Source organism: Ruegeria sp. AU67, assembly GCF_900312795.1.
GTDB classification, from domain to species: Bacteria; Pseudomonadota; Alphaproteobacteria; order Rhodobacterales; family Rhodobacteraceae; genus Ruegeria; species Ruegeria atlantica.
The window spans coordinates 228,776-251,493 of sequence record NZ_OMPH01000020.1 but is presented as its reverse complement, the minus strand read 5'-3'; the positions used below and the strand labels follow the sequence as shown (position 1 = coordinate 251,493).

The 22,718-nt window shown below is 58.0% G+C and carries 24 protein-coding genes; 12 read left to right on the top strand and 12 right to left on the bottom strand.

From position 1 onward, the window contains the following. The first annotated feature begins 175 nt into the window (after positions 1 to 175). From DK510_RS10910 to DK510_RS10865, 11 genes are all read left to right on the top strand, one after another. On the top strand, positions 176 to 730 hold the full coding sequence (locus tag DK510_RS10910) for a DUF3305 domain-containing protein (RefSeq protein WP_082637104.1): 555 nt from the start codon (positions 176 to 178) through the stop codon (positions 728 to 730). Then, a complete protein-coding gene (locus tag DK510_RS10905) occupies positions 727 to 1,311 on the top strand; it encodes a DUF3306 domain-containing protein (protein WP_109312115.1) in 585 nt (194 codons plus the stop codon). The genes DK510_RS10910 and DK510_RS10905 overlap by 4 nt, the downstream gene beginning before the upstream one ends. A gap of 4 nt (positions 1,312 to 1,315) precedes the next feature. After that, on the top strand, positions 1,316 to 1,927 hold the full coding sequence (locus DK510_RS10900; RefSeq protein WP_109312113.1) for a molecular chaperone: 612 nt from the start codon (positions 1,316 to 1,318) through the stop codon (positions 1,925 to 1,927). Positions 1,928 to 1,988: 61 nt separating this feature from the next. Continuing rightward, the gene (locus DK510_RS10895; protein WP_108858848.1) at positions 1,989 to 2,177 is read left to right on the top strand and encodes a ubiquinol-cytochrome c reductase iron-sulfur subunit N-terminal domain-containing protein; all 189 of its coding nucleotides are present in this window, start codon (positions 1,989 to 1,991) and stop codon (positions 2,175 to 2,177) included. A 128-nt stretch (positions 2,178 to 2,305) separates the two neighbouring features. Further along, complete coding sequence (locus DK510_RS10890) at positions 2,306 to 5,200, top strand: formate dehydrogenase subunit alpha (RefSeq protein WP_109312112.1); 2,895 nt, start codon at positions 2,306 to 2,308, stop codon at positions 5,198 to 5,200. Positions 5,201 to 5,211: 11 nt separating this feature from the next. Further along, complete coding sequence (fdh3B, locus tag DK510_RS10885; RefSeq protein WP_058273836.1) at positions 5,212 to 5,805, top strand: formate dehydrogenase FDH3 subunit beta; 594 nt, start codon at positions 5,212 to 5,214, stop codon at positions 5,803 to 5,805. A gap of 111 nt (positions 5,806 to 5,916) precedes the next feature. Next, positions 5,917 to 6,267: a putative quinol monooxygenase gene (locus tag DK510_RS10880; protein WP_109312110.1), complete on the top strand. Its 351-nt coding sequence runs from the start codon at positions 5,917 to 5,919 to the stop codon at positions 6,265 to 6,267. Between the two features lie 27 nt (positions 6,268 to 6,294). Further along, the gene (locus DK510_RS10875) at positions 6,295 to 7,494 is read left to right on the top strand and encodes a formate dehydrogenase subunit gamma (protein WP_109312108.1); all 1,200 of its coding nucleotides are present in this window, start codon (positions 6,295 to 6,297) and stop codon (positions 7,492 to 7,494) included. Further along, entirely contained in the window at positions 7,495 to 8,757 is a 1,263-nt protein-coding gene (locus DK510_RS10870) for a c-type cytochrome (protein ID WP_109312105.1), read from the top strand. 13 nt (positions 8,758 to 8,770) lie between these two features. Then, positions 8,771 to 8,896 (top strand): hypothetical protein, encoded by a 126-nt coding sequence (locus tag DK510_RS23500; RefSeq protein WP_255414867.1) that lies wholly within the window; start codon positions 8,771 to 8,773, stop codon positions 8,894 to 8,896. Beyond that, positions 8,897 to 9,769 carry a helix-turn-helix transcriptional regulator gene (locus tag DK510_RS10865; protein ID WP_109312104.1) on the top strand — a complete coding sequence of 291 codons (873 nt, stop codon included), beginning with the start codon at positions 8,897 to 8,899 and terminating at the stop codon, positions 9,767 to 9,769. A gap of 4 nt (positions 9,770 to 9,773) precedes the next feature. Here the strand turns inward: DK510_RS10865 and DK510_RS10860 are convergent, their stop codons facing one another. The 9 genes from DK510_RS10860 to DK510_RS10820 all read right to left on the bottom strand — a co-directional run bounded on the left by DK510_RS10860 (position 9,774) and on the right by DK510_RS10820 (position 18,646). Continuing rightward, a complete protein-coding gene (locus DK510_RS10860; protein ID WP_109312103.1) occupies positions 9,774 to 10,589 on the bottom strand; it encodes a substrate-binding domain-containing protein in 816 nt (271 codons plus the stop codon). A 20-nt stretch (positions 10,590 to 10,609) separates the two neighbouring features. Next, positions 10,610 to 11,344, bottom strand: coding sequence for an ATP-binding cassette domain-containing protein (locus DK510_RS10855; RefSeq protein ID WP_109312101.1), 735 nt, complete (start codon positions 11,342 to 11,344; stop codon positions 10,610 to 10,612). Next, positions 11,337 to 12,050 (bottom strand): ABC transporter permease, encoded by a 714-nt coding sequence (locus tag DK510_RS10850; RefSeq protein WP_109312099.1) that lies wholly within the window; start codon positions 12,048 to 12,050, stop codon positions 11,337 to 11,339. The genes DK510_RS10855 and DK510_RS10850 overlap by 8 nt, the downstream gene beginning before the upstream one ends. Positions 12,051 to 12,203: 153 nt before the next feature. Next, positions 12,204 to 13,193 carry an ABC transporter substrate-binding protein gene (locus DK510_RS10845; RefSeq protein WP_058274243.1) on the bottom strand — a complete coding sequence of 330 codons (990 nt, stop codon included), beginning with the start codon at positions 13,191 to 13,193 and terminating at the stop codon, positions 12,204 to 12,206. Between the two features lie 56 nt (positions 13,194 to 13,249). After that, on the bottom strand, positions 13,250 to 14,095 hold the full coding sequence (locus tag DK510_RS10840) for an ABC transporter permease (RefSeq protein WP_109312097.1): 846 nt from the start codon (positions 14,093 to 14,095) through the stop codon (positions 13,250 to 13,252). Next, positions 14,092 to 15,021 (bottom strand): ABC transporter permease, encoded by a 930-nt coding sequence (locus DK510_RS10835; protein ID WP_058277687.1) that lies wholly within the window; start codon positions 15,019 to 15,021, stop codon positions 14,092 to 14,094. The genes DK510_RS10840 and DK510_RS10835 overlap by 4 nt, the downstream gene beginning before the upstream one ends. Then, complete coding sequence (locus tag DK510_RS10830) at positions 15,014 to 15,811, bottom strand: ABC transporter ATP-binding protein (protein WP_109312185.1); 798 nt, start codon at positions 15,809 to 15,811, stop codon at positions 15,014 to 15,016. Before DK510_RS10830 ends, DK510_RS10835 begins: the two co-directional genes overlap by 8 nt. A 55-nt stretch (positions 15,812 to 15,866) precedes the next feature. Beyond that, positions 15,867 to 17,321, bottom strand: a complete 1,455-nt coding sequence (gene hydA, locus DK510_RS10825; RefSeq protein WP_109312095.1) for a dihydropyrimidinase — start codon at positions 17,319 to 17,321, stop codon at positions 15,867 to 15,869. A 74-nt stretch (positions 17,322 to 17,395) separates the two neighbouring features. Next, positions 17,396 to 18,646 (bottom strand): Zn-dependent hydrolase, encoded by a 1,251-nt coding sequence (locus DK510_RS10820; RefSeq protein ID WP_109312093.1) that lies wholly within the window; start codon positions 18,644 to 18,646, stop codon positions 17,396 to 17,398. Between the two features lie 171 nt (positions 18,647 to 18,817). Here DK510_RS10820 and DK510_RS10815 point away from each other — a divergent pair, with 171 nt between their 5' ends. Further along, a complete protein-coding gene (locus tag DK510_RS10815) occupies positions 18,818 to 19,426 on the top strand; it encodes a TetR family transcriptional regulator C-terminal domain-containing protein (protein ID WP_109312091.1) in 609 nt (202 codons plus the stop codon). A 30-nt stretch (positions 19,427 to 19,456) separates the two neighbouring features. On the opposite strand, the gene DK510_RS10810 is transcribed toward DK510_RS10815, so the two are convergent. The 3 genes from DK510_RS10810 to DK510_RS10800 all read right to left on the bottom strand — a co-directional run bounded on the left by DK510_RS10810 (position 19,457) and on the right by DK510_RS10800 (position 22,711). Further along, positions 19,457 to 20,887 carry an NAD-dependent succinate-semialdehyde dehydrogenase gene (locus DK510_RS10810; RefSeq protein ID WP_109312089.1) on the bottom strand — a complete coding sequence of 477 codons (1,431 nt, stop codon included), beginning with the start codon at positions 20,885 to 20,887 and terminating at the stop codon, positions 19,457 to 19,459. Between the two features lie 103 nt (positions 20,888 to 20,990). Continuing rightward, positions 20,991 to 21,935 (bottom strand): LysR substrate-binding domain-containing protein, encoded by a 945-nt coding sequence (locus DK510_RS10805; protein ID WP_109312087.1) that lies wholly within the window; start codon positions 21,933 to 21,935, stop codon positions 20,991 to 20,993. A gap of 2 nt (positions 21,936 to 21,937) precedes the next feature. Next, a complete protein-coding gene (locus DK510_RS10800; RefSeq protein ID WP_109312086.1) occupies positions 21,938 to 22,711 on the bottom strand; it encodes an aspartate dehydrogenase in 774 nt (257 codons plus the stop codon). Positions 22,712 to 22,718 lie beyond the last annotated feature (7 nt).

The window sequence follows — 22,718 nt, the reverse complement described above, 5'->3', positions numbered from 1 at the left end:
TTGGCCACGGAAACCCCTTTCTTTACAATAAACAAAGGCGTGCGTTTGCGGGGATCACTATTTTGCTACCGGCCATTACGACTAAGGTCGTACGACGCGGGCTTGGCACCTGAGCGCTTTGTGTACCATAGTGGACCTATGGGAAGGCACGGGAGAGCCTTCCGGGGAGGAGCCAGTGGCCAAGGCCGCAAGCCAGATTGAAATGCCGATCGGCGTCGTCGTGCGCAAAACACCTGGTGTAACCCGCTGGGCGAAATGGAATTGGCGCGCCATTGCCGTGTTGCCCGGTGCCGGACCTGCGGACTGGCACGAAATGCGGCGTGAAGGCGAGGCCATTGAGTACCACGCAGCGACCCTGCCCCTGACGCTTTGGGCTGATGAAACCGAAGCCTACATGGTAAACCTGTCGGACGGACAGCCGTCGATCTACCTTGTTCTCCGTGATGCGCTGGATGGCGAAAGGCCGATGGATGCAGTGCTGGTAACGGCGTCACCCTTCGAAGGTCAGGACTATGCCGATACCGGTGAAGAGATCGTTGAGAAAATTCCGATGACCGATGGGTTGATCGCCTGGGTGCGCGACTTCGCTCTGGAACATCATAACGACGAAGTCTTTGTGAAACGCCGTCGGGACAAAAAGCGTATCGATTTGGTCGAAGACGGCAAGGGCGACGCACGCATACGGCAAGAGTCAGACGTGTACCGCGCCCCGCGGAGGATCGTGCAGTGACCCAAGCCCGCGATTTCTGGTCCCGTCGCAGGGCGGCAGTACAGGCGGAAGCCGAGGCCGAGGTCATCGCGGTTGAAGAACAGGCCATTGCCGCACGACACGCCGAACTGGAAGATAAATCCGATGCCGAGATACTGGCCGAGTTTGATCTGCCCGACCCTGACGAATTGCAGGCGGGTGATGACGTCTCGGGCTTTATGGCCAAGGCGGTGCCTGACCGTCTGCGCCGTCGTGCCTTGCGACGGCTGTGGCGGCTGAACCCGGTATTGGCCAATGTCGATGGCCTTGTGGACTACGGCGAGGATTATACTGACGCTGCCTGCGTGATCGAAAACATTCAGACAGCGTATCAGGTTGGCAAAGGTATGCTTGCACATGTCGAGGCGCTGGCGGCTGAGGCCGAAGACAGCGAGACGGACGAAACAATTGAACCGGATGAACCGCAGGACGAACCTGCGTCACCCGTAACCGCGACATCAGAGCCCGTTTTGATGGCCGAGGTGGACATAGCGCCGGACCTGTCTGAGGAGGCTGAGGTCACCCCTGCCCCACGCCGCATGAAATTTGAATTCGAAGGATAACCTGATGACCGCAAGTGAAGCGCAACAGATGAATGTCTCGGCAGAGGATCGTATGCGCGCGGATTTCTACAACTTTCTGGGGCTGCTTCTGTCTGCGCCGCCCGATCAGATGCTGCTGGAACAAGTATCCGGTCTGACTGGCGATGAGACCGATCTTGGACAGGCTATTCAGTCCATGGCCCGCGTCGCCAAAGTGACCAAGCCCGCCGCAGCGGAACGCGAATTCAACGCGCTGTTCATCGGGTTGGGACGCGGCGAGCTGCTGCCCTACGCCAGTTTCTACCTCACTGGATTCCTGAATGAGAAGCCGCTGGCGCAACTACGCAACGACATGGCAATGCGTGGCATTACCCGAGCCCGGAATGTCTTTGAACCGGAAGACAACATCGCCTCATTGATGGAGATGATGGCGGGCATGATCGTTGGTCGCTTCGGCGCAGCTGCATCTTTGGAAGACCAAAGGGCATTCTGGAACAAACATATCGGCCCTTGGGCCATGCATTTTTATTCGGATTTGGAAGGCGCCGAAAACTCGGTTCTCTATGCCTCGATCGGCACAGCCGGTCGGGTCTTCATGGAGATCGAGCGCGAAGCCTTCCGAATGACGGCAGCGTGAACCGCTGTCACTCGCCAGCGCCCTCACGGGTGCTAATTCGCAAATGGGAGAGGAGAAACCCATGAGCAAGACCAAGGAAGAAGGCGCAACGCGCCGCGACTTCCTCAAACTGGCCGGAACCGCAGCGCCCGCTGCCGTTGCCGCCGCCAGCCTGAGCGGAAAAGCCGAGGCAGCCGAGCTGCCTACGGATGAGACCCGCATTCAGGATACCGCGCACACGCGCGCGTACTTGAAAAGCGCACGATTCTAGCGCGACGACAGCGCCCGGTTCTAACCCGGACGAGGTCACACCCGACTGACGGTTGCGATTGGCCCTGACGTCGGCACCAGCAGTACCAAGCCAGCCGTGGCTCACACGGCGCGCAAGGGAGGAAAGAAATGCTTAGGAAAAAGACCAACGGGGTTGCGAGACGCCCCCAGCGGACAAGTATCCTGTCCCAGGTCGGCGAGAAAACCGTCGATCGCCGCGCATTCCTGCGTGGCTCGGGCCTGACGATCGGCGGCCTTGCCGCGATCAGCGCCACGGGTGGAACCGTGACGCCAGCCAGTGCCCAGACAGCGGCGAATCAGGCCGTGGAAAACATAAAGTCCATATGCACCCACTGCTCGGTCGGCTGTACCGTCGTTGCCGAAGTGCAGAATGGCGTCTGGATCGGGCAGGAACCCGGTTGGGATAGCCCGTTCAATCTGGGTGGACATTGCGCCAAGGGGGCCGCAGTTCGCGAGCACGCCCATGGCGAGCGTCGCCTCAAGTATCCGATGAAAAAGGAAGGCGGAGAGTGGAAGCGCATCAGCTGGGAAGAGGCGATCAACGAGATCGGCGACGGCATGATGAGCATCCGCGAAGAATCCGGGCCGGACAGCGTGTACTGGCTGGGCTCGGCCAAGCATAACAACGAACAGGCCTACCTGTTCCGCAAGTTCGCCGCCTATTGGGGCACGAACAACGTGGACCATCAGGCCCGTATCTGCCACTCGACCACCGTTGCGGGTGTTGCGAACACATGGGGCTACGGCGCCATGACCAATTCGTACAACGACATCCATAACTCTCGGGCCATCTTCATCATCGGCGGCAACCCGGCCGAGGCGCACCCCGTCTCGCTGCTGCACGTTCTGCGCGCGAAAGAGCAGAACAACGCGCCACTGATCGTCTGCGACCCGCGCTTTACGCGCACCGCGGCCCATGCGGATGAATATGTCCGCTTCCGCCCCGGTACAGACGTCGCCTTGGTCTGGGGTATTCTGTGGCACATCTTCGACAACGGCTGGGAAGACAAAGAGTTCATCCGCACCCGTGTCTGGGGCATGGATCAGATCCGTGAAGAGGTTGCCAAGTGGAACCCGGAAGAGGTCGAGCGCGTCACCGGCACCCCCGGTTCGCAGCTACGCCGCGTTGCGCGCACCATGGCCAACAACCGTCCCGGTACGGTGATCTGGTGTATGGGTGGTACGCAGCATACCAACGGCAACAACAACACCCGCGCCTACTGCGTGCTACAGCTTGCGCTTGGCAACATGGGCACCTCGGGTGGTGGCACCAACATCTTCCGCGGCCATGACAATGTTCAGGGCGCAACGGACCTTGGTGTTCTGTCCCACACCCTGCCCGGCTATTATGGCCTGTCAAAAGGTGCATGGGGTCACTGGGCACGTGTCTGGGGTGAAGAACCCGAATGGCTGGCGGGCCAGTTCGCCACGATCAAGGACAAGGAAGGCAAGGACAAACCGCTTCAGAACGAGCGCGGCATCCCGGTCTCCCGCTGGATCGATGGTGTTCTGGAAGACCCGGCAAACATGGATCAGGACAACAACGTCCGTGCCATGGTGCTGTGGGGCCACGCGCCCAACTCGCAGACCCGGATGACGGAAATGAAGACGGCGATGGAGAAGCTGGACATGCTGGTCGTGATCGACCCGTATCCCACCGTCTCGGCCGTTCTGCATGATCGCACTGATGGCGTCTACCTGTTGCCCGCCTGTACGCAGTTCGAAACCCGTGGCTCAGTCACGGCATCGAACCGCTCGTTGCAGTGGCGTGACAAGGTTGTAGAACCGCTGTTCGAAAGTCTGCCGGACGAGGTCATCATGGCCAAGTTCGCCAACAAGTTTGGATGGGCAGATCGGCTATTCCGCAATATCGAAATGGACGACCCGGAAACACCGAATGTTGAAAGCATCACGCGTGAGTTCAACTCGGGCCTCTGGACCATCGGATATACCGGTCAGTCACCGGAACGTCTGAAAAGCCACATGGCCAACCAGCACACGTTCGACAGAACCACGCTGCAAGCCATTGGTGGACCCAACGACGGCGAGTATTACGGTCTACCCTGGCCTTGCTGGGGAACGGCTGAGATGGGTCATACGGGGACACCAAACCTCTATGACATGTCCAAACCGGTGGCCGAAGGCGGCCTGACCTTCCGCGCCCGTTTCGGTGTGGAACGCGACGGTGACAACCTGCTGGCCGAAGGGGTCTATAGTGTCGGGTCGGAAATTCAGGATGGATACCCTGAGTTCACGATGCAGATGCTGATGGACCTTGGCTGGGATGGCGATCTGACGGCCGAGGAACGCGCGGCCATCGACGCCGTTGCAGGACCAGAGACCAACTGGAAGACCGACCTGTCCGGCGGCATCCAGCGGGTCGCGATCGAGCATGGCTGTGCGCCCTTCGGGAACGCCAAAGCCCGCGCGGTTGTCTGGACCTTCCCGGATCCGATCCCAATCCATCGCGAGCCGCTTTATACGCCGCGTCGCGATCTGGTAGAGGACTATCCGACCTACGAGGACCGTCAGGCCTATCGCCTACCCACGCTTTATGCATCGATCCAAAAGAACGACTTTTCAAAGGATTATCCGATAATCCTGACGTCTGGTCGTCTGGTCGAGTATGAGGGCGGCGGTGATGAGTCACGGTCAAACCCGTGGCTGGCCGAGCTGCAACAGGACATGTTCGTCGAGATCAATCCGCGCGATGCCAACAATCTGGGCATTCGTGACGGGGCACAGGTCTGGGTCGAAGGTCCCGAGGGCGGCAAGGTCAAGGTGATGGCGATGCTGACCAACAGGGTCGGCGCCGGCGTGGCCTTCATGCCGTTCCACTTTGGCGGCCATTTCCAGGGCGAAGACCAGCGGAGTAAATACCCCGCCGGTGCAGACCCCTATGTCTTGGGTGAAAGTTCCAACACCGCCCAGACTTATGGCTATGATTCAGTGACCCAGATGCAAGAGACCAAGTGTACTCTCTGCAAGATCTCGGCAGCGTAAGGAGAACGATAATGGCTAGAGCAAAGTTTCTCTGCGACGCTGAACGCTGCATCGAGTGCAACGCCTGCGTAACCGCGTGTAAGAACGAGCACGAAGTGCCCTGGGGCATCAACCGCCGCAGGGTGGTGACGATCAATGACGGCAACCCGGGCGAACGCTCGATCTCGGTGGCCTGTATGCATTGCTCAGACGCGCCTTGCATGGCGGTGTGCCCGGTCGACTGCTTCTATCAGAACGAAGAAGGCGTCGTCCTGCACTCCAAGGACCTGTGCATTGGCTGCGGCTATTGCTTCTATGCGTGCCCCTTCGGCGCGCCGCAATACCCGCAGGCGGGCAACTTCGGATCACGTGGCAAGATGGACAAATGTACCTTCTGCGCCGGTGGTCCCGAAGAGAACAACTCGACCGCAGAGTTCGCAAAGTATGGTCGCAACCGGATCGCCGAGGGCAAGCTGCCCATCTGCGCCGAGATGTGTTCCACCAAGGCCCTGCTCGCCGGTGACGGCGATGTGGTCTCGGCCATCTACCGTGAGCGCGTCGTCGCGCGCGGATTTGGATCGGGCGCATGGGGTTGGGGCACCGCCTACGACCAGAAGGACGGATAAATCCGTCTAACAAGAAAAGACGGTCCCGTATTCATCCACGGGACCGTCCCAGCGCGACCAAAAGGAATTGGTCGAGCTTAGGTTGCATGTCCAATCTGCGCGGAGCATTTCATGACCGAAGATATTTACTGGCTGCTGAAACTTGAGTTGCAGGCCGATCGGGATGCTGCATTTGATGCGCTGATGACCGAAATGGTGGATGCGACACTGAACGAAAGTGGTGCGAAATCTTATGAGTGGCATCGTACAGGGTCGACCGTTCACATCTATGAACGCTACGCCAGTTCAGATGACGCAATGATCCATATGCAGAACTTCGGAGCGAATTTCGCCGACCGTTTTCTGGCAATTCTCACCCCCACCACGTTAGAGGTTTACGGACCAGAAAAAGATGACCTGCGCGATACCCTGACACCCGTAGGAGCAGTCTTTCACGAACAAGTCGGCGGCTTTGACCGATAACCCCGTACGACACAGGAGATTCGATAGATGCGCCTGATCCAAATGCTGCTGATACCACTTTTCCTTGCCAGTTTTGCCTGGGCACAGGAAAACACTGAAGTTCCTGCAGAATCTGACCGCAGCGCCACAGGCGGTGCAACCACTCTGCAAGATATCATGGCCCGTCAGCGTGGTGAAAAGGTCGACAACAGCTATCGGTCCGAAAACACCGGCCAAGGCAATGCCGAAGGCTTGCTTGGTCAGCTTGGGACGCGCGGAATTGCCTCGGACAGCGATGTCTATCGCGCACTTCGCTACGGTTCGGCGGATGTGACCGTGTCATCTCATGGACCGGCCGCAACTGTACTGATCCAGGACGGCGGCATGTGGTGGCTAAATTTTCGCACCGGTCCTTTGCGTGAATACGGATCTTACATCATCGGCGGTATGCTTGTTCTGTTGCTGCTGTTTTTCCTGATCCGCGGAAAGATCAGGATTGATGGTGAAAAGACCGGGCGGAGGATTCTGCGTTTCAACGGGATCGAGCGGTTCGGGCACTGGTTGTTTGCCGGGTCCTTCCTGATACTAGGCGTCACCGGCCTGTTAACTTTGTACGGTCGTGATTTCCTGATCCCCGTTTTCGGCAAAGAGGGGTTCGCGACGATCGCTCAGGGTTGCAAATGGCTGCACAACAACCTGGCTTGGGCCTTTATGCTTGGGCTGATTATCGTGACCGTGAACTGGATTTCTCACAACATCCCGAACCGCACCGACCTGAAATGGCTCGCTGCCGGTGGGGGGCTATTCACCAAAGGCAGCCACCCACCCGCCAAAAAATTTAACGCCGGGCAAAAGATCATATTCTGGCTTTGCATTCTGCTGGGCGTCTCGATCAGCCTGTCCGGACTGTCGTTGCTGTTCCCATTTGAAATGCCACTGTTTGCCAAGACCTTTTCGATCGCGAATTCGACCGGTATTCCGCAGATGCTTGGGCTGAACCTGCCCGTGCAGATGTCCCCGCAGGAAGAGATGCAATACGCCCAGATCTGGCACGTCATAGTCGCCTATGCGTTCATCGCGATCATCCTGGCTCACATCTATCTGGGCTCGGTCGGCATGGAAGGTGCCTTTGACGCCATGGGAACCGGAGAGGTGGAAGAGCAATGGGCGCGCGAGCATCACTCGCTGTGGCTGGAAGAGGTGCAGGCAAAAGAGGCCAGCGAAGGAGCGGCCTCGCCCGCCGAATAAATGCGCAAGCTGGTTCTGGCACTGGTGCTGCTGCCCCTGCCCGCGATGGCCGAGTTCTTCACTCTCAAAGGCCACGGCGGGCCCATCATGGGGATCGCCACCGCGCCAGACGGTCGGATCGCAACAGCAAGTTTTGACAACTCGGTTGGCATATGGACCGGGCAATCGCCGAAATGGCTGGAAGGCCACGAGGCCGCAGTCAATTCCGTCGTATTCAACGGTACCGCGATCTATTCGGCTGGGGATGATTTTACCCTGCGCAAATGGCCCGGCGGTCAGGTTGTTGGTCAGCACAAAGGCAAGATTGTAGGCGTCGCCGCGTCGAAAACCCATGTGGCAACGGCCAGTTGGGATGGGACCATCGGGCTGTGGCCGGTCGATGGCTCGGCGCCGTCGATGCTCGGGCCGACTGGAAGCGGTGTGAATGCCGTCGAATTCTCTGCAGACGGTTTGGAACTGTATTCCGCAGGTATCGATGGTTCACTGCGCATATGGGACGTTGCCAGCGGACAGGAAACGAACCGGTTCGTGGAACACGGATTTGGCATCAATGAACTGGCACTTAACGAACAGGACAACTGGATTGCGTACGGCGCGGTTGATGGCGTCACCCGCATCCTCGACCTGACAACCGGCGACGAGCGTGATTTCACTTTGGAACGCCGACCAATCCTTGCATTGGCGCTCAGCCCGGATCGCAGCATGCTGGCCGTCGGAGATGGCGAAGGCTATATTATGGTGATCGACACGCTCGAATGGCGCATCGCGCAGGATTTCAGGGCCACCTTACGCGGCCCGGTCTGGGCGCTGGCCTTTTCGCCTGATGGGCAGAACCTACACGCGGGCGGCATTGACGAAGCCATGTATAGCTGGCCAGTCGCCTCGCTTGGCGACCAGGAACAGATGGCCGCGACAGAACCCAGCTTTCTCAAAAACCCTGAGGAAATGGAGAACGGAGAACGCCAGTTTGCCCGCAAATGCTCGATCTGCCACAGCCTTACACCGGATGATCAACGCCGCGCGGGTCCGTCGCTGCATGGTGTGTTCGGGCGCAAGGCGGGTACGCTTACCGGATATTTTTATTCGGACACGCTGCAAGACTCTGATATCATTTGGAATGAAGAAACGATAAACGCTCTGTTTGACGAAGGGCCGGACCACTACATTCCGGGGTCGAAGATGCCGATGCAGCGGATCACCGAACCCAGGGACAGGGACGACCTTATCGCCTTTCTACGCCGCGCCACGGCACCGGAAAACTGAGCTGGAGGAGACTATGAAAGCCTTTCTTGCCGCTGTCGCTGCCATGGTGGTGATCACAGTCGCTGCGCCCTTTGCACTGCAACAGATCGGTTTCAGTGCTGCGGATGCCGGCACCAGCTCGGCTGTGCGTCTCGACTGAATGTCCGAATATCTGACCACCAAGGAACTGGCCGATCTGCTGCGCATTGGCGAGCGTAAGGCCTATGATCTTGCCTCATCGGGTGAGGTGCCTTGCGTGCGTGCCATGGGCAAACTGCTGTTCCCGCGGGCCGAGGTGATCGCCTGGCTCAACGCATCACGATCCGGCCCGCATGTGGCTGAGCCGCCTCTACCCCCGATCGTCGCTGGCAGTCACGATCCGCTGCTGGACTGGGCGCTGCGCGAAAGCGGCTCGGGTCTGGCGACATATTATGATGGCTCATTCGATGGACTGACCCGCCTGAAAGACCGGAACGCGCAGGCGGCAGCGCTGCACATTCATGAGGATGGCGGGTTCAACACCCAGACCCTGAAAGACGCTTTGGGTGAGGCTCCGGTTGTTCTGTTCGAAGTCGCGCAGCGCCAGCGTGGTTTGCTGCTGGCACCGGGCGCATCGGAAATTCAGGGTTTTGCGCAGCTAAAAGGCCGACGTGTCATCCTGCGTCAGGACAGCGCGGCCAGCCAACGGTTGTTCGACGCACAGCTTGAGGCCCACGAAATAACCCGCAACGATCTGGAAACCCTGCCCACCTGCGCCCGCACAGAAGAAGAGTTGGCCATTGCCCTGCATGACAACAAGGCCGAGGTCGGGTTCGGACTAGGCGCATTGGCTGGGCTATACGATCTGGGATTTGTTCCCACGCATACCGAACGCCTGGACCTGGCGATTTGGCGTCGGGCCTATTTTGATGCCCCGATGCTGAAGTTGCTCAGCTTTGTGCAGTCCGACCGGTTCCTGACCCGCGCCAATGAATTTGGTGGGTATGACCTGTCCGGTCTGGGAACGATCCACCACAATGGCGCCAGCGGGTGATCCCCTATTTCGCGTTCGGAAAGAACAGCTGCTGACCATTCAACTCAAAGGCCTCGATGGCTGTCTGCCCGTCCGGGCCGATCAGCCAATCAACAAACCGCTGCCCTGCCGCCGCCCTTACACCCGCGTGTTTTTCGGGGTTCACCAGAATAACGCCGTATTGGTTGAACAAGCGAGGGTCACCTTCGACCAACACGTCAAGGTTTCCTCGGTTGCCAAAGGACTCCCACGTCGCACGATCCGTCAGGGTATAAGCATCCATGCCACTGGCGACGTTCAACGTCGCGCCCATGCCTGAACCGGTTTCCCTGTACCACGTACCCGATTCCGCAGCCGGATCTACTTCGGCGGCGTTCCAGTGGCGCATTTCAGCCTTATGGGTTCCGCTGTCGTCCCCGCGTGATGCAAAGGGAACTTCGGCCTCAGATACCGCGGTCAAAGCGGCCACGATATCCGATCCGCCCTTCACCTTGGCCGGGTCTGATTTGGGACCGACAAGTACGAAGTCATTATACATCACGTCAAATCGTTCAACGCCCCAGCCGTCTTCGACAAACTGCTCCTCGTCGGCCTTTGCATGGACCAACAGAACGTCACCATCCCCATTGATTGCGTTACGGATCGCCTGCCCGGTGCCCACAGCAACAACGCGCACGTCGATCCCGGTTTCCGCCTCGAACCATGGAAGGATGTAATCCAACAGTCCCGAATTTTGGGTCGAGGTCGTTGATTGCACCACGATAAATGGTTCTTCGGCCAAGGCCGGACCTATAAAAAAGCCAAGTGAAACCAATGCTGCCCGAATGAAATTCCGGATCATTCTAAACTCCAGATTTTTTGTTATGTCACCAATCCGCCTGCAAGATACCTGCGCGAGGCATCACTTTTGGGATCGTCCAATACCTGACGCGCATCGCCATGTTCAACCACATGACCGCCCTGCATCATGACGACATCCGATGCCAGCCGGCGCGCCTGACCGATGTCATGGGTCACCATGACAATGCGCACCCCCCCTTCTGATGCGCGCAGGATCATCCGCTCAATCACCTGAGTGGCGCCGGGGTCCAGCGCGCTGGTCGGTTCGTCCAGAAACAAGGTATCCGGGTCCAGCGCCAGCGCGCGCAGGATGGCCAGCCGCTGCGCCTCACCTCCCGACAGCGATCTGGCCGCTTGCCGTGCTTTGCCTTCAAGCCCGCCTTGGGCCAGCAAATCAGCAATACGCGTCTTGCGAGCAACGCGCTGCAGGCCCTGCCGTTTCAGGACAAAATCCAGATTGGCTGCAACGGAGCGGCGCAGCAAGACGGGTTGCTGAAACACCATCGCCTGCCGGGCCTTGTGATCAGCATTCAAAGGAACTCCATCTTGCGCTACGTACCCTTTGTCCGGCGCAATCAGCCCATGCAGGCACCGCAGTAACAGGCTTTTGCCCGCGCCGTTCGGTCCAAGGATTAAGGTCGGCCCCGGCCCGCTCAATGTCAGGTGCGGAACGTCCAGCAATGCGGTGCCATTACGCGCAATCTGCAATCCATTAACGGTGATGCGCCGCGCCATTTCCGAGACCAGATCACGCATGGCGCACCCCCTCTCTCTCAGCCCGCAGGCTAAGCGTGCTGACCATGGCGTTCACCGCTATGGCAATACCGATCAGGATCGCGCCGAGCGCCAGGGCCAGCGCAAGATTTCCCTTGGACGTTTCCAGCGCGATGGTCGTCGTCATCACCCGCGTCACGTGATTGATGTTTCCGCCAACGATTATGACCGCCCCAACCTCGGCAATGGCCCGGCCAAATCCGGCCAGCAAGGCCGTGACCAGCGCCAAACGCGCATCCCACAGAAGTACTGGCACAGACGCCAGCCGCGACACGCCCAAGGATCGGAGCTGTTCCGAGTACTCCTCGGCCAGCATCTCGACCACCTGCCGCGTCAACGCAGCGACGATGGGCGTCACCAAAACAACCTGCGCGATGATCATCGCGGTCGGTGTGTAGAGCAGTTCAAGGACGCCCAAAGGCCCGGATCGCGACAACATCAGATAAACCAGCAAGCCTACGACCACCGGCGGGAACCCCATCAGCGCGTTCATAAGAATGATCAAAACCCGCCGCCCCGGAAAGCGTGCAACGGCCAGCGCAGCGCCAACAGGCATGCCAATCAGTGCAGAAATCAGGACGGCAAAAACGGAAACTTTCAGGGAAAGCAGCACAATCGCCCAAAGCTCTGGATCCCCATTCAGGATCAGAGTGAACGCCGTGTTGAATTCTGATGCAAATCCCTGCATTTTCTTCGGACTATCGCCAGTTTCGTATGAAATGCGCTGTTATTCATAGAATTCTACGCCATTTCGATCTCAAGTACAGACACATTTCCGACATAAGAAACAGGAAACGCGGCCCCGTTTGGGACCGCGCCTTTTCAGTCAGTGCGAAGCGGATCAGTTCAGAGCCGCATCCGTGATCTGGTGCGTCCAAGCGCCGTCTGGCTGCTTGGTGATCACAGGATCGGAACCGCCCGCCAGCAGGGTGGCAACGGTGCGTTCAAAATCGGCAGGGTCCAGCGAACCGTTCGAACCTGAGGTCAATTTCGCGATCTCGCCCATCATGCGTTTCTGATGCTCTTCGGTTTGGGCGCCGGTCTCATCGTTTTCCAGCACGATATCGGCTGCCTCATCCGGGTGTTCCTCGGCGTATTTCCAACCCTTCATCGAGGCGCGAACGAAGCGTTCCATCTTGTCGACAAACGCTGCGTCCCCAAGGTTCTCTTCCAGAACATACAGGCCGTCCTCCAATGTCGCGACACCCTGATCTTCGTACTTGAAGGTCACCAGCTCATCCGGGTTGACGCCGGAATCGATGACCTGCCAGTATTCGTTATAGGTCATGGTGCTGATGCAATCGGCCTGACGCTGCAGCAGCGGGTCGACGTTGAAGCCTTGCTTCAGAACTTCCACACCGCTTTCGCTTTTGCCACCCGTGTCGATCCCCAGTTGGCTCATCCAGCTCATGAATGGGAATTCGTTGCCAAAGAACCAAACGCCCAGCGTGCGGTTCTTAAGGTCTTCGGGTGCCGCGATCCCGGCATCTTTCCAGCAGGTCAGCATCATACCCGAGCTTTTGAACGGCTGCGCGATATTGACCAAAGGCAAACCCTTTTCGCGTGCAGCCAGCGCGGCGGGCATCCATTCGACGGTCACGTCAGCGCCGCCACCTGCGATCACCTGCGTCGGTGCAATGTCTGGTCCGCCGGGCAGAATAGTGACGTCCAGCCCCTCTTCCTCGTAGAACCCCTTGTCCTTGGCAACATAGTAGCCCGCGAACTGAGCCTGCGTGACCCACTTCAGTTGCAATGTCACCTCATCCGCAGCGAAAGCCGAACTGGCGGCCAGACTAAAGGCGGCTATCGCCCCGCTGAGTAGCTTATTCATCTTCATATCTCCTAGTTGCTGTTGGTGCCCCTTTTGGGGTCTGTTGAATTATTGTTTTATCCACGTTGCGACGGGTGCCAGAAGGTCACCGCCTTTTCGATCATTGCGACAAGACCATAAAATGCGGTTCCGGCCAAAGCGGCCACCACAATCTCGGCCCAGACCATATCCAACGATAATTGCCCCACGCTGGTGGATATACGAAAGCCCATGCCTAGCGTGGGCGAGCCAAAGAACTCTGCCACGATAGCGCCGATCAACGCTAGGGTGGTAGAAATCTTTAAGCCGTTGAAGATAAAGGGCATCGCAGCGGGCAATCGCAGCTTCAGGAAGCTCTGCCAATAGGTGGCCGCATAGGTCTCCATCAGGTCGCGCTGCATGGCCGTGGCCTCACGCAGACCAGCCACGGTGTTGACCAGCATTGGGAAGAACACCATCACCACGACAACGGCAGCTTTGGAGTGCCAGTCGAACCCAAACCACATCACCAGGATGGGTGCGGTCCCGACAATTGGCAGCGCTGCGACAAAGTTCCCAACGGGCAGCAACCCAAGTCGGAGGAAATCCCAGCGATCCACCGCAATTGCCATTAGGAATGCCGCGAAGCACCCAATGATGTACCCGCTGAACGCGCCCTTTATGATGGTCTGAACGAAGTCCTCCCACAGGATTGGCAGGCTATTGGCAAAGCGCACCGCAATTACGGATGGCGCCGGCAGTATGACCAAGGACACGTCTAAGCCTCTGACCAGCAGCTCCCATATGACAATGATCGTTATGCCAAAAATGAACGGAGCCAGAAATCGCACCATGCGCGTGTCCGCATAAGGCCCACTGGCCAGACGGCTATTCAGCCACCAACCCAGGACCCAAACGACGATTGCAAACAGCACTAATATCATTGCGCCATCCCCATTCTTTTCAGGACCTTCCGTTCTACAAGCCCCAGCAACCCGACCAGGCAAGCCGCCAGAATGGCCGCTGCAAACAAGGCCGACCAGATTTGCACGGTTTGCCCATAGTAGCTGCCTGCCAGCAGACGCGCACCCAAACCGGCCACCGCCCCTGTTGGCAATTCACCAACGATGGCGCCGACCAGCGAAGCCGCAATGCCGATCTTCAGGGACGTAAACAGATATGGCATCGATGCAGGCAAGCGCAGCTTCCAGAACCCCTGCGACCGGCTGGCGCTGTAAGTGCGCAGCAGGTCCAGTTGCATTGCATCCGGGCTGCGAAGCCCTTTGACCATACCGACAACCACAGGGAAGAAACTCAAATAGGCCGAGATTACCGCCTTGGGGATGATCCCCTGAATGCCCACCGAGTACAGCACCACGATAATCATTGGCGCCAAAGCGATGATGGGAATCGTCTGGCTGACAATGGCCCATGGCATCACCGACAAGTCCATGACGCGGCTGTGCACGATCCCGACAGCCAGCAGAATGCCCAATCCAGTACCGATCACAAAGCCCAGCATCGTTGCGCTTAGCGTGACCCAGCCATGATAGATAAGTGACCGTTTCGAGGTGATTTTTTTCTGTACAGTGGTCTCCCACATCTCGACAGCGACCTGGTGCGGCGCCGGCAGGCGGGGCCGGTCCTGCTCCCACGTGGCGGGGATGGCAAAGCTGTTATTCAACACCAGTCCGAATTCGGACATATCCCGACGATCTTTAGCCGAAGGTGGCTGAACTTCGGCCCCTGCACGCTCCTGTTCCGTCAAAACACCTTTGATGTTCATTGGAATGCAGGCCGCATACCAAAAGACGACGATCACCGCGAGAACGGTCAGAACTGCCCAAAAAGCTTTGAACCCATCATTCATCGTCCGCATGCCCAGCCCGCAGACCCTCGCGCACACGATGAGCCACTTCGATGAACTCAGGCGTGTCGCGGATGTCCAATGGACGTTCCTTCGGCAACGGGCTGTCGATCACATCCGTTATCCGCCCCGGTCGCGGGCTCATCACCACGATCTTGGTGCTCAGATACACCGCCTCGGGGATCGAGTGCGTGACGAATCCGATAGTTTTTTCTGTGCGCGCCCAAAGCGCCAAAAGCTGTTCGTTCAAGTGATCGCGCACGATCTCATCCAACGCCCCAAAGGGTTCGTCCATCAATAGTATATCAGCGTCAAATGCCAGCGCCCGCGCAATACTGGCGCGCTGCTGCATGCCCCCGGACAGTTGCCACGGAAATTTGCCGCCAAACCCTTCAAGATCAACAAGTTCCAGAACGCTTCTCACACGTTCATCCTGCTCGGCAGGCGAATATCCCATGATCTCCAGAGGCAGCTTGATGTTCTTGGCAATGGTGCGCCAGGGATAAAGCCCCGCCGCCTGGAACACATAGCCATAGGCCCGGTTCCGCCGCGCCTCATCCGGGGTCATGCCATTGACCGTCAGGGTTTCCCCGGTTGGTGTTTCGAGCGCAGCAATACATCGCAAAAAGGTGGTTTTCCCGCAGCCTGAGGGACCGATGAAACTGACAAATTCACCCTTGTCGATCGTCAGGTTCACGTCTTTCAACGCGTGGATTGGTCCGTCATTGGTTTGGAAGGTCAGATCCAGCTGCCTTGCCTCGATAACGGGCTGGGTAGTGCTTTCAGTATTCATTCCATAGCCTTGAAAAGATTTGATTTTGGGCCGCATGAATTGCGGCCCGCACGCATCATACACCCGTCGCCGGGATACCCGTCCGTTCAACCGGCCGAGGCGCGGTCAGCTCTTTCCAGGTGCTTAGCGCTTTGTTCACAGTGGTATTGGCCTCACGTGCAACAAAATCGCCGTGGCCTTCCTGCGTGCGGATTTCCCCATCATGCACAGCCACGTGCCCACGAGTAAGGGTAAAGCGCGGCAGGCCTTTAACCTCTTTGCCCTCGAATACATTGTAGTCGATCGAGGATTGCTGCGCATCGGCACTGATCGTCTTGGACTTTTCAGGATCCCAAACCACCAGATCCGCATCAGCGCCAACCAGAACGGCTCCTTTTTTCGGGTAACAATTCAATATCTTGGCGATATTCGTTGAAGTCACCGCGACGAACTCGTTCGGCGTCAAACGCCCGGTGTTTACCCCATGAGTCCACAGCATCGGCATCCGATCTTCAAGCCCGCCGGTGCCATTGGGGATCTTGGTAAAGTCGCCCACACCATAGCGCTTTTGTTCGGTGGTAAAGGCACAATGGTCTGTTGCCACAACGCTCAACGATCCCGATTGCAGACCGTTCCACAAGCTGTCCTGATGCTGCTTGTTCCGGAACGGAGGGCTCATAACCCGACGTGCCGCATGATCCCAATCTTGGTTGAAATACTCGCTCTCATCCAACGTCAGGTGTTGGATAAGGGGTTCGCCCCAGACCCGCTTGCCCTGCAATTTGGCCCGCCGGATCGCCTCATGCGCATCCTCGCAGGACGTATGCACCACATAAAGCGGCACGCCCGCCATGTCAGCTATCATGATGGCGCGGTTTGTCGCCTCGCCCTCAACCTGCGGCGGGCGGGAATAGGCGTGCGCCTCGGGGCCATTGTTCCCCTCGGCCAGCAGCTTAGCACTGAGTTCAGCCACCACATCGCCATTCTCGGCATGCACCATCGCAATACCGCCCAGTTCGGACAGGCGCTTGAACGAGGCGAACAGTTCGTCATCATTCACCATCAGAGCGCCCTTGTAGGCCATGAAATGCTTGAACGTGTTGATCCCCCGCGTTTCAATCACCGTTTTGATGTCATCGAACACCTGCTCGCCCCACCAGGTCACGGCCATGTGGAACGAGTAATCGCAATTCGCACGGGTGGATTTGTTGTCCCAGCGTTTCAACGCATCCAAAAGGCTTTCCCCGGGGTTTGGCAGCGCAAAATCAACCACCATGGTGGTGCCGCCTGCCAGCGCAGCCCGCGTACCGCTTTCGAAATCATCGCTGGAATAGGTGCCCATGAACGGCATCTCAAGGTGTGTATGTGGGTCAATTCCACCGGGCATGACGTAGCAGCCCGTGGCGTCCAGTTCCTTGTCGCCCTTCAAACCCAAACCGATTTCAGTGATAACGCCGTCCTCGACTTTGACATCCGCTTTGTAGGACAGATCAGCCGTAACGACGGTTCCGTTTTTGATCACAGTAGACATGTTCTTCTCCCTGCGAGCGCTTTGCGCCTCATGTTGTTTTCAATTGAGAAACCGGCAGCTAAGCCGATTCTCTTTTATTCAACGATTTCTGCAGTCTCGACGACGGCATGAAACAAGACGTCCGCACCTGCTGCGGCCCAATCTTTGCTGATCTCTTCCGCCTCATTGTGGCTCAATCCGTCAACGCAGGGGCACATAACCATGGCAGTCGGGGCCACACGGTTGATCCAGCAGGCATCATGCCCCGCGCCCGAGATGATGTCGGTGTGCGAATAGCCCAGCCGCTTGGCCGCATCGCGAACAGCCGCGACACAGCCAGCATCGAATTCCACCGGGTCAAACCCGCCGACCTTTTCGAATTCGATCTGCAGGCCCATTTCATCCACGATATCTTCTGCTGCTATGCGCAGACGGTTCTCCATATCCGTGATCACCGCCAGATCAGGCGAGCGGAAATCGACCGTGAACACTACCTTGCCCGGGATAACGTTTCGCGAATTCGGAAACACATCAATATGTCCGGCAGCCCCAACAGCATGAGGCGCGTGGGACCACGCGATCTCGTCCACTTTTTCCAGAATACGCGCCATAGCCAAACCGGCATTCTTGCGCATCGGCATCGGGGTCGAGCCGGTATGAGCGTCCTTGCCGGTTACGGTGATCTGCGTCCAACTTAGGCCCTGCCCGTGGGTCACAACTCCGATATCTTTGCCTTCGGCCTCAAGGATTGGCCCCTGTTCGATATGCAGTTCAAAGAACGCATGCATCTTACGGGCACCGACCTCTTCATCACCACGCCAGCCAATGCGGTTCAGCTCATCGCCGAACGTCTTGCCCTCGGCATCTTCGCGGTCATAGGCCCAGTCTTGCGTGTGCATCCCGGCAAAGACGCCTGAAGACAACATTGCCGGCGCATAACGCGTGCCCTCTTCGTTGGTCCAGTTGGTCGCAACGATCGGGTGTTTCGTCTTGATCCCCAGATCGTTCAAAGTACGGATGATTTCTAACCCGCCCAAGACGCCCAACACGCCATCATACTTGCCACCGGTCGGCTGCGTATCCAGATGCGACCCGACATAAACCGGCAGCGCGTCCGGGTCGGTCCCTTCGCGGCGGGCAAACATATTGCCCATCTGATCCAGCCCCATGGTGCAGCCCGCATCCTCGCACCACCTCTGGAACAAGGCTCTCCCTTCGGCATCTTCATCTGTCAGGGTCTGGCGGTTGTTGCCGCCCGCGACTCCGGGACCGATCTTGGCCATCTCCATCAGGCTGTCCCAAAGTCTGTCGCCATTGATCCTGAGGTTTTGCGCCGGAGCTGCCATCTTGTTCTTCCCTGTTGCTTGCGATTTGGCTCGCTTTTGGTGTCTTGATTTGACCATCTGGTCAAACTCACGCTATCACGGGTTCGACATCAGTCAAGAAATTGCATGGTGCCGCCGGAAAATTCGGCATAATTGGTGCCCGCTTGGCGGAAAAAGAGACAGTCAGGAAACATGCCCAAAGACCGCGCCCCGACCAGAATTCAGAAAAAGAACCGAGCCGCGATTCTCGAGGCCGCACTGAACGTGTTTTCGGCGCATGGTTTTCGTGGGGCGACGGTCGATCAAATCGCCACCGAGGCCGGGCTGAGCAAACCGAACCTGTTGTACTATTTCCCTTCGAAAGAGGCGATCCACACAGCCCTGCTGTCAGGCCTGCTAGAGGTCTGGCTGGCCCCTCTGCATGATCTGGACGCGGATGGCGAACCGATGGAAGAAATCCTCGCCTATATCCGCCGCAAGCTGGAAATGAGCCGAGACCTACCGCGCGAAAGCCGCTTGTTTGCGAACGAGCTGGTTCAGGGCGCTCCGCGTATCCACGAATCTCTGTCGCACGACCTCAAATCTTTGGTGGATGAGAAAACGGCAATACTCATACAGTGGATGGTTCAGGGCAAAATCGCGCGCCTGCACCCCCATCACCTGATCTTTTCAATCTGGGCGCTGACACAGCACTACGCCGACTTCGACGTTCAGGTCCGCGCAATTCTGGGCGACGAAGACCCATTTGAAGGGGCCGAGCCGTTTATCGACACGCTCTACCGGAAACTTCTGACGCCATAATCGGCGCGACGTTATCCGCCACGCCATTGATCAGGTGATGTCGGCGGAATGCCACACGTTTTTTACGATCATGTAGTTGTCCAGCCCCTCGGTGCCGCCTTCGCGACCATATCCGCTGGATTTCACGCCCCCAAAGGGCGTCTCAGGCATGGATGCCTCAAGCGTGTTGATAGACAGGTTTCCAACCTCGACCTCGTCAATCAATCGATCAATATAGTCCGCGCGATTTGTGAACGCGTAACCGGCCAGCCCATAGGGCACCGAGTTTGCTTTGCCGATTGCGTCGTCCAGTGAGGACACTGGATTGATCACAGCCACCGGACCAAAAGGTTCCTCCTGCATGATCCGGGCGTTGTCGGGCACGTTCAGCAGGATGGTGGGCTGAAAGAAGTACCCTTTGTCGCCATGTTTGGCGCCACCCGTGGCAACCGTCGCGCCCTTTTCACGGGCGTCTTCCACCAATTCGGTCAGTGCAGGCACCCGCCGGTCATTTGCCAAAGGCCCCATTTCCACATTTTCGTCCATGCCGCTTCCGACAACAGTTGCTGCAGCGCGTTCAACGAAAGTTGTGGAGTAATCGTCAAAGATGCTCTCATGCGCAAAGAACCTTGTGGGCGATGTGCACACCTGCCCGGCATTGCGCATTTTTCGAACTGCGCTTGAGATCCCGGCCGCTTTCACATCTGTGTCTTCGCAGACAATTACTGGCGCGTGGCCACCAAGTTCCATCAGCACCGATGTCATGTGTTCCGAGGCCAAGGTGGTCAGATGCCGCCCCACAGCGGTTGAGCCGGTGAAAGCCACGAGCCTGACCGGATCCTGCGGGATGAGGTGGCCTGAGATTTCTGCCGGCTCTCCGAACACCAGGTTCAGGACGCCTGCAGGAAGACCGGCATCTTCAAAGGCTTTTGCAATATGTATTGCCCCGGCGGGTGTTTCTTCTGCCGCCTTCAGGATGATCGAGCAGCCCGAAGCCAGCGCGCCGGCGATTTTGCGTGCTGGTTGGCTCATCGGGAAATTCCAGGGTGAAAAGGCTGCGACGACACCGATAGGCTGGTGATGAACGGAAAACTTGTGACCCGGAGCCGCAGGGATGACCCGCCCATAGGTCCGCATCGCCTCGCCCGCGTCCCATTCAAAGAACTCTGCCCCTCGGATAACCTCAAGCCTGGCCTGATTCAGCGGCTTGCCGTGTTCCATGGTGATGGTATGGGCAATCTCTTCCTGACGTTGCCGCATCAGTGCAGCAGCGCGCAGGATTGTGTCGGAACGTTCACGCGGTGAGGTGAGACTCCATACGCGAAACCCTCGGACCGCAGCCTCCAGGGCGTCATCCAGATCCTGCTTCGACGCGCAGGGAAGCCGCCCGATTTCGCCCTCTGTCGCGGGATTCACGACCGGTATGTCCCGGTTGGCTGTGCGCCACTTGCCCGCGATGAACAGCTTAAGCTCAGGATACATGAAACCGGTGCCTCCGACTTTGACTATTTCAAATCACGCAATGGCCGGCATTACTTCAAGTGAATTGGGTGAATACTGATATCAATTTGACGAATACCTGACCTCATTTCTGTTTCACCGCCTGATGCAGCGCCGATTTAAAGGCCCGGCCAGCGGGGGAAAGATCATCATCCGCCCGGAATGAGACACCAATCGGCCCCTGCCCAAATGGGACATCCCAATCCAATGGCGACAGGTAGCCGTGGGCGATGTCCTGCGACACGACCTCGGCCGGCATAAGCCCCATCAGATCGCGCGACTGCAGCAAAGCACGATTGGTCAGGTAGGATACGGATTCGATCGTCACGGGCGGAACGTATTGCTGCTGGCCAACAAAGAAATGATCCAGCTGACGCCGCAATGTGGTTTCCAGCGGCGGGACGATCCAGCCAAAGGGTTTGGTCTGAGCGAAGGAAACATCCGGGCGACCCGCAAGAGGATGCTGATTGCCGACGATCGCCAGAATGCGGTCTTCAAACAGCTTTTCCTGCCTGATCTTGTCACGGTGCCTATGAGAGGGAAGCCGCCCGACTACCATGTCGATTTCGCCCGAAAGCAACCTCGGCATTAGGACTTCGTTCGTGCCCTCGTTGATCTTGATCGCCACATTCGGGCGGTCAGCCAAAAGGATTTCAATGGCGGCCGGCAGCAGGCTGGTTGAGGCCGCCAACAAAGTGCCCACCACCACGCGGCCTGCATTGCCTTCGTTCAGGTCATCCAGTTCCTGCGCAGCGTTCGAGACCTGGGCAAAGATTAGCTTGCCGTGACGTATCAAAGTTTCTCCGAACACGGTCGGAATCACACCCCGATTGGTCCGGCTAAACAGCTTGACCTCAAAATCCAGTTCCAGATCCTGAATCATCTTGGTTGCTGCCGGTTGCGAGATGCCCAGCTCGCGTGCGGCGTTCTGGATGTTACCGTGGGCTCCCACCGCTACCAGCAAACGCAGTTGGCGTAGCTTCAGCCGGGTCAGGGCGCGGTCGACGATACGTGAATGACGTCCTACCATGGTCACATCACAATTGGCTTTGACAGCTGTTCGAGCTTGGCCACCACGCTCATCGCGGCCAAGGCCGAGCTGCGTGGATTGTCCGGCAGGGAATTGCCGCTTATCCGGAAATGGAACTGCCCGAATTCCCCTTCGGCCTCAACCTCATGAATGTTTTGCGCAATCGACGGATCAGCGATGAGTTTTACCTGCGTCTCATCAAATCCAATCCCAGCCAAGGCTACGGCTGCCGCAACGTTTGCGTTCTTGGGATAGGCCAACGCCGCCTCTCGGGCGGTCCCAGTGAAGTGCGTTTCCACCTGTGTCAGCCCCCCAAGATCCAGCTTGCCCTCTGCCGGAGATCCTTTCCAACCCAACGGAGGCTTGCGCCCGACATAAGTGACGTTGTCCAATTTGCCGGTCGCCGCAGCGCTCAGGCAATCAAGGGCACCGATTGCGCCGCTGGCCAGGTGCAGCTTAGCCTGCCCATCGCTGGCCGCGCTTTCCATCTCGTCTGCAATCGTTTGATCCGCCAATGCACCGACGGACACCGTGATAATGTCCGTACCCTGCCCCAGAACCTGAGGGCCATAGGCCGCCAGTGCCTGATGGCCGGCGCATTCGATCACTAGGTCCGCCTCTGCGATGAGCTCTGGCACCGAACCCACAAACAGGTTCGGGTTTTGTGAAATGCTGCCTGGTCGCACCAGAACCGCATGTACCATATGGCCTCGCGCCTGAACCGCGCCCATGACATGCTGCGCAATCGCGCCTTTACCGATCAATCCTATTTTCATGTGGCAA